The sequence below is a fragment of the Amycolatopsis sp. NPDC004079 genome (genome assembly GCF_040610415.1).
Lineage (GTDB): Bacteria > Actinomycetota > Actinomycetes > Mycobacteriales > Pseudonocardiaceae > Amycolatopsis > Amycolatopsis halotolerans.
This window is the reverse complement of record NZ_JBEXMH010000071.1, coordinates 37428-44014: the sequence shown is the minus strand read 5'-3', so window position 1 is coordinate 44014 and position 6587 is coordinate 37428. Positions and strand designations below refer to the sequence as shown.

Genomic DNA, 6587 nt, shown 5'->3' with positions numbered 1-6587 from the left:
CGCGGCCCCCCAGGGCCGTGCGCACTGCCCCTCCGCACGCCGACTTAAAGGCGATCCCGCCCGCGACGACGAAGTCGGCGCCATCAAACACAGCTTGCCGAGCCAGCCCCCCTACTCAGCCCCGACCACCCGGTCACCCACCCAGCCCAACCACCTGGTCACCCACCCAGCCCAACCACCCAGGCACCCGAACACCCACCCATCCCCCAGACCACCCACCCCCCCCCGACACCCCCGACTCCGCCGAAGGATGGAAATTTTTTTCGCACCAGCCCTACCCCACCTCCCCCACCACCCCCGGACAAACCCCCAGCTCAACCCCCCTCCACCCCGGTGAACAGCACACCTTCGAGAAGGCACAGACGCATGGTGGGGACAACCCCAGCACGATCCGTCGGGTCTGCAGGTTTCCCGCCGGGGCGCCGCGCCGCAATACTCCCCCCGTGACCACCGACAAGCTCGTCCTCCCCTCGCCCCCACGGCCGGGAAGCGACTTCGCCCGGCTCTGCCGCCGGATTTCCGACGCCGGTCTGCTTGACCGGCGTCCCGGCTACTACACCGCCCGAATCGCGCTCGTGACCGTGCTGTTCGCGGGAGGCTGGGTCGCGTTCGCGCTGCTCGGCGACTCGTGGTGGCAGCTGGCTGTGGCCGCGTTCCAGGCTTTCATGTTCGGGCAGATCGCCCTGCTTTCGCACGATCTGGCGCATCGCCAGGTGTTCCGGACGCGTCGTCCGGCGGAGATCGCCGGGCGGCTGGCCGGGAATCTCGGCATCGGGATGAGTTACGGGTGGTGGATGGACAAGCACACCCGGCACCACGCGAACCCGAATCACGAGGAATTGGACCCGGACGTCGACCCGGACGTTCTCGTCTGGTCTCAGCGGCAGGCTCGCGAGGCTCGCGGGGTGCCCCGGTTCATCGGCCGGCACCAGGCGTTCCTGTTCTTCCCGCTGCTCACGCTCGAAGGCCTCAACCTGCACTTCTCCGGCATCCGCGCGGTCGCTCGCCCGGGTCTGCGCCGTCGCGGGCTCGAGGCGGCGTTGCTGTTCACCCATATCGCGGTCTACCTCGCCGCGCTGTTCATCGTCCTCCCGCCGGGTCTGGCGCTGCTGTTTTTCGCGGTTCACCAGGGGCTGTGGGGCGTCTACATGGGTTCGATCTTCGCGCCGAACCACAAGGGCATGCCGACGCTGACCGGCAAGACGGATCTGGACTTCCTGCGCAAGCAGGTGCTTACCTCGCGCAACGTCGCGGGCGGGCCGGTGATCGACGTCCTGCTCGGCGGCCTCAACCACCAGATCGAGCATCACCTGTTCCCGAGCATGCCGTCGGTGCATCTGCGCCGGGCTCAGCCGATGGTGGAGGCGTATTGCGCGGAGATCGGCATCTCGTACCTGCGGACGGGTCTGGTGTCGTCGTACCGGCAGACCTTGAAGCACCTGCACGAAGCTGGGGCCCCTCTCAGGAAGGCTTCGTAGACTTGGCGGCATGACGTTCCAAGCACTGACTCCGGCGGCCTTCGGCGCGAAGGCGGCCGGAGCACGTGCCGAGCGGATGCGCCAGTCTCCGCAGTACTCCGACGGCGTGTTCCACAACGGCGCCACGACTCGCGCGACGCCCTCCTCCCCCGGAGCGCTCGTGCGCGAGTTCCTGTTCGGCGAGGACCGCACCCGTCGTCGTCCGGGCGGTGCGGTCCCGCTGATCTCCGCGCCTGCCACCTCGGCCGAGGGTCTTTTCCTTACCTGGTACGGACACGCGTCCACGCTGGTGGAGATCGACGGTGCGCGGGTGCTGTGCGATCCGGTGTGGGGCGAGCGGGTTTCGCCCGTCGCCTTCGCCGGGCCGCGGCGGCTGCACGCTCCCCCGGTTTCGTTGCGCGAACTGGGCCGGCTGGACGCGATCGTGATCTCCCACGACCACTACGACCATCTGGACCTGCCCACCGTCCGCGCGTTGATCGCGCTGACCGACGCGCCGTTTCTGGTTCCGCTCGGCGTCGGCGCGCACCTCGAACGGTGGCACGTCCCGGCCGCGCGGATCATCGAACTCGACTGGCACGAGGACGCTTTCGTGGCCGGGATCCGGTTCGTCGCCACGCCCGCGCAGCATTTCTCCGGCCGCGGCCTCGCGAACGACAGCACGCTGTGGGCGTCGTGGGTGATCGCCGGTGCGGAGCATCGCGTCTTCTACAGCGGCGACACCGGGTATTTCGCCGGTTTCGCCGGGATCGGCGCGAAGTACGGCCCGTTCGACGCGACCCTCGTCCAGGTCGGCGCGTATGCCCCGCACTGGCCGGACATCCACATGACGCCGGAGGAGGGCGTCGCCGCGCACCTGGACGTGCGCGGCGGGCTGCTGGTCCCGGTGCACTGGGCGACGTTCACCCTCGCCATGCACTCCTGGTCGGATCCCGCGGACCGGGTGTGGCGGGAGGCCAAGGCCAACGACCTCCCGCTCGCGATCCCGAAGCCGGGGCAGCGGATCGACGCGTCCGCCCCGCCGCCCGTGGACGGATGGTGGCAGACCCTGGGCTGACGGACGGCTCCGCCAGCTCCGGGACCCGGCCGCACTGGTCCACGCCGTCACGAGCGGACCCAACTGGCGTGCCGACGACCTGCTGCGGGCCTCCGAACAGACCCAGCTCCGCGTGGTCCAGGGCGGCGGTCCCCCGGACGCCTTGACGGTGCTGGGATTGCTCGGCCGCACCGCCCGCGTGCGCCGGGCCGCGCTCGCGTGCCTCGAACCGGCGTCGCCACGCAGGACGTGGGGTAGGAATGAGGAATGAAGCTCAAGCTCGATCTTCACGACATCTACAACCGCGGCGGAGAGATCGACAAGGCGTTGCGCGCGGTCATCGACGAGGCGGTCGCGAAGAAGGCGCCGCTCGTGGAGATCATTCCGGGCAAGGGGTCCGGGCAGCTGAAGAAGCACGTGCTGCGGTTCCTGGAGCGCAAGGACGTCAAGGCGCTCTACCACCGCGTCGAGAAGGACAAAGACAACTTCGGGCGGGTGTTCGTGCACTTCCGCTGGAAGTGACGCGATCACCCGCCCGAAGCGTCAGAGCCAGTCGTCCGGGCGGGGCCAGGGCATGAGCGCGGTGAGCGCGTCCGGCACCGGTTCGGTGACTGTGTAGCGGCCGCGGTGGAACAGCAGCGGGCGGGCGTCGGACGTCTCGCCCAGCGCGGTCACCCGGCCGACCACTACGTAGTGGTCCCCCGCCGGGTGGACGGCCTGCACTTCGCAGTCCACCCAGGTCAGGGCTCCGTCCAGCAGCGGCGCGCCCGAGGGGGCGGGCTGCCAGGAGACTCCGGAGAACTTGTCGCCGCCGCGGCGGCCGAACTCGGCGCAGACCGCTTGCTGGTCTTCGGCGAGCACGTTCACCGCGAACGTGCCCGCCGCGGCCAGCGCGGGCCAGGTCCGCGACGTCCGGGCGACGCAGAACAGCACCAGCGGCGGGTCCAGCGACAACGCCGCGAAGGACTGGCAGGCGAAGCCCACCGGTCCGGTCGGCGCGGGCGAACTGGCGTAATCGGCCAAGGTCGGAGAGCCCTCGACGTATCCGGTCACCACCGTCACGCCGGTGCAGAAATGGCCCAGCACCTCGCGGAACCGGTCCGGCACTGCCTCCGGAACCGCGGCTGTCATTGCGATCCCACCGAGAAATCGTGGCCCCACAACGAAACCGCGGTGCTCTCGCGGGCGATCCAGTCCTCGTCCTCGACCTGACGGCCTTCGCAGCCGAACTCGACGTCGAAGCCGCCGGGGGTCTTCATGTAGAACGACAGCATCAGGTCGTTAACGTGCCGGCCCAGCGTCGCCGACATCGGGACGTTCTTGCGCTTCGCGCGGTCCAGGCACAACCCGACGTCGTCGGTCTCCTCGACCTCCACCATCAGGTGCACGATCCCGCTCGGCGTCGGCATCGGCAGGAACGCCAGGCTGTGGTGCCGCGGGTTGCAGCCGAAGAACCGCAGCCACGCCGGGTCGCCGTCGGCCGGACGGCCCACCATCTGCGGCGGCAGGCGCATCGAGTCGCGGAGCCGGAAGCCCAGCACGTCCCGGTAGAACCGCAGCGCCGCCTCGTCGTCGTGGGTCGACAAAACCACGTGGCCGAGACCCTGCTCGCCGGTCACGAAGCGGTGACCGTACGGGCTGACCACCCGCCGGTGCTGCAGCGCGACCCCGTGGAACACCTCCAGGGTGTTGCCCGACGGATCGGTGAAGCTGATCATCTCCGCGACGCGGCGGTCGGCCAGCTCGTCGGGCGTGCCTTCCTTGTACGGCACCGAAGCCGCGTCGAGCCGGGTGCGGACCTCGTCCAGTTCGGCGGCGTTGGCCGCTTCCCAGCCCGCTACCGACAAGCGGTCCTTCTCCCCCGGCACGATCACCAATCGCGCCGGGAAATCGTCCATGCGCAGGTAGAGCGCGTTCGGGTCGGTGCCCGAACCCTCCACCATGCCGAGCACCTTCAGCCCGTAGACGCGCCAGGCGTCCATGTCCGTGGCTTCGATGCGCAGATATCCCAGCGAACGGATAGCCATCACGAACTCCCGAGGAAGTCGAGGGCGAGTCGGTTGAACTCGTCGAACTTCTCCAGCTGCGCCCAGTGGCCGCAGCCGCCGAACACGTGCAGTTGCGCACGCGGAATCGTCTTCAGCGCAAGCATTGCGCCGTCGAGCGGGTTGACCCGGTCCTCCCGGCCCCACACGAGCAAGACCCGCTGGCGCAGGCGGTAAGCCTCGCGCCACAACATGCCTTCCTCGAAAGAATCCGGCAGGCTGAACGATTTGCCCATCGCCCGCATCGCGGCGAGCGACTCCGGCGAACGCGCGATCTCGAAGCGTTCGTCGATCAGCTCGTCGGTCACCAAAGCCTGGTCGTGCACCATGATCCGGAGGAACGCTTCCATCCGCTCCCGGGTCGGATCCCCGGCGAACCGGGACAGCAGCCGCACGCCTTCGGTCGGGTCCGGGGCGAACAGGTTGACGCTCAGCCCGCCCGCGCCCATCAGCACCAGCCGTCCCGCGCGTCCGGGATGGTTCAGCGCGAGCCGGACCGCCGCGCCCGCGCCGAGCGAGTTGCCGACGATGTGCGCTTTCTCGATGCCGAGCTGGTCCATCAGGCCGACGACCGCGTCCGAACTGTGCCGGAAGTACTGCGGGTGCTCAGTCGGCTTGTCGGACCGGCCGAAGCCCGGCTGGTCGATCGCCAGTGTCCGGTAAGACTTTCCGAACACCGGCAGGTTCCGGCCGAAGTTGCTCCACGCCGAGGCACCGGGGCCGCCGCCGTGCAGAAGCAGCACCGTCTCGGCGTTCTCCGCGCCGGATTCGTGGTAGTGCAGGCGAATACCGCCCGCAGTGTCTACATAGGAACCTTCGGGTGCCATCAGACCATCGCATTCTCGACGGGCAAGCCGAACTCGCCGGTGCCGAACATGACGTACGCGCGTTCCGCGTCATTCGCCGCGTGCACCCGGCCCGCGTGCGCGTCGCGCCAGAAGCGCTGAATCGGCGTGCCCCGCTGCAGCGCGCGGCCGCCGGAGTTCTCGAAAAGCCGGTCGATCGCGGAGATCGCCCGCTCGGTGCCGCGCACCTGGTCCCGGCGCACCCGCAACCGCGTGCTGAACGGCAGCTTCTCGCCCTTGCGGGCCAGCTGGTACAGCTCGTCGATGTTGTGCGTCAGCTGCAGCCAGGCCGCGTCGATCTCGCTGCTCGCTTCCGCGATCCGCACCTTCGAGAACGGGTCCTCTTTGGACTGTTCGCCCGCGTACGCCGCCCGCACCCGCTTGCCCTGGTGCTCCACGTGCGCGTCGTACGCGCCCTGCGCCATCCCGATGATCGGCGCGGTGATGGTGCTCGGGTGCACGGAGCCGTACGGCAGCCGGTACAGCGGGCCCGGGTTGACTTCCTGGCCCGGGGTCTTGCACTTCGACGTCGCCATGAAGCTCAGCGCGCGGTGCTTGGGCACGAACACGTCCTCGACGACGATGTCGTTGGACCCGGTGCCGCGCAGCCCGACCGTGTCCCAGACGTCCACAATGGAGTAGTCCGAGATCGGCACGAGATACGTGCAGAAGTCCACCGGCTTGCCGTCGGCGAACGCGGGCCCGCCCAGCAGCACCCACGTGCAGTGGTCGCTTCCGGACGAGAAGCTCCACCGCCCGGACAGCCGGTAGCCGCCCTCGACGACGGTCGCCTTGCCCATCGGCGCGTACGACGAAGAAATCCGCACGTCGCGACCCTCACCGCCTTCGCCCCACACGTCCTCCTGGGCTTGCGCGTCGAACAACGCGACGTGCCACGGGTGCACGCCGAGAATCGACGCGACCCAGCCGGTGGACCCGCAGGCGCTCGCGATGAGCTTGACCGCGGTGTAGAAGGTGACCGGGTCGGCTTCCAAGCCGCCGTACGGTTTCGGTTGCAGCAGGCGGAAAAATCCGGTCTCCTGCAGCGCTTTCACTGATTCGGCGGGGATCCGACGGGCGTCCTCGGTCTCCTGTGCGCGTTCCCGCAGCACGGGAAGAAGGTCGCGCACCCCCGCGATCACGGCAGCCAGCTCGCTCATCGGCCGTCCTCTCTCGCTCGACA

General features: G+C 69.2%; 7 protein-coding genes. 3 read left to right on the top strand and 4 right to left on the bottom strand.

The features are described 5' to 3' along the window. The first annotated feature begins 443 nt into the window (after window positions 1-443). The 3 genes from ABZX37_RS41830 (at window position 444) to ABZX37_RS41820 (ending at window position 3036) form a co-directional block, all read left to right on the top strand. A complete protein-coding gene (locus ABZX37_RS41830) occupies window positions 444-1478 on the top strand; it encodes an acyl-CoA desaturase (RefSeq protein ID WP_354749337.1) in 1035 nt (344 codons plus the stop codon). Between the two features lie 10 nt (window positions 1479-1488). Next, the gene (locus ABZX37_RS41825) at window positions 1489-2535 is read left to right on the top strand and encodes an MBL fold metallo-hydrolase (RefSeq protein ID WP_354749336.1); all 1047 of its coding nucleotides are present in this window, start codon (window positions 1489-1491) and stop codon (window positions 2533-2535) included. Between the two features lie 246 nt (window positions 2536-2781). Next, window positions 2782-3036: a Smr/MutS family protein gene (locus tag ABZX37_RS41820; protein WP_116206099.1), complete on the top strand. Its 255-nt coding sequence runs from the start codon at window positions 2782-2784 to the stop codon at window positions 3034-3036. A gap of 21 nt (window positions 3037-3057) precedes the next feature. Here ABZX37_RS41820 and hsaB read toward each other — a convergent pair whose 3' ends face one another. The 4 genes from hsaB to hsaA are packed head-to-tail and all read right to left on the bottom strand — an operon-like array spanning window position 3058 to window position 6564. Beyond that, window positions 3058-3645 (bottom strand): 3-hydroxy-9,10-secoandrosta-1,3,5(10)-triene-9,17-dione monooxygenase reductase subunit, encoded by a 588-nt coding sequence (gene hsaB / locus ABZX37_RS41815; RefSeq protein ID WP_354749335.1) that lies wholly within the window; start codon window positions 3643-3645, stop codon window positions 3058-3060. Next, on the bottom strand, window positions 3642-4541 hold the full coding sequence (gene hsaC, locus ABZX37_RS41810) for an iron-dependent extradiol dioxygenase HsaC (protein WP_354749333.1): 900 nt from the start codon (window positions 4539-4541) through the stop codon (window positions 3642-3644). Before hsaC ends, hsaB begins: the two co-directional genes overlap by 4 nt. After that, on the bottom strand, window positions 4541-5386 hold the full coding sequence (gene hsaD, locus ABZX37_RS41805; RefSeq protein WP_354749331.1) for a 4,5:9,10-diseco-3-hydroxy-5,9,17-trioxoandrosta-1(10),2-diene-4-oate hydrolase: 846 nt from the start codon (window positions 5384-5386) through the stop codon (window positions 4541-4543). The genes hsaC and hsaD overlap by 1 nt, the downstream gene beginning before the upstream one ends. Then, on the bottom strand, window positions 5386-6564 hold the full coding sequence (gene hsaA, locus ABZX37_RS41800) for a 3-hydroxy-9,10-secoandrosta-1,3,5(10)-triene-9,17-dione monooxygenase oxygenase subunit (protein ID WP_354749329.1): 1179 nt from the start codon (window positions 6562-6564) through the stop codon (window positions 5386-5388). Before hsaA ends, hsaD begins: the two co-directional genes overlap by 1 nt. Between the last annotated feature and the right edge of the window lie 23 nt (window positions 6565-6587).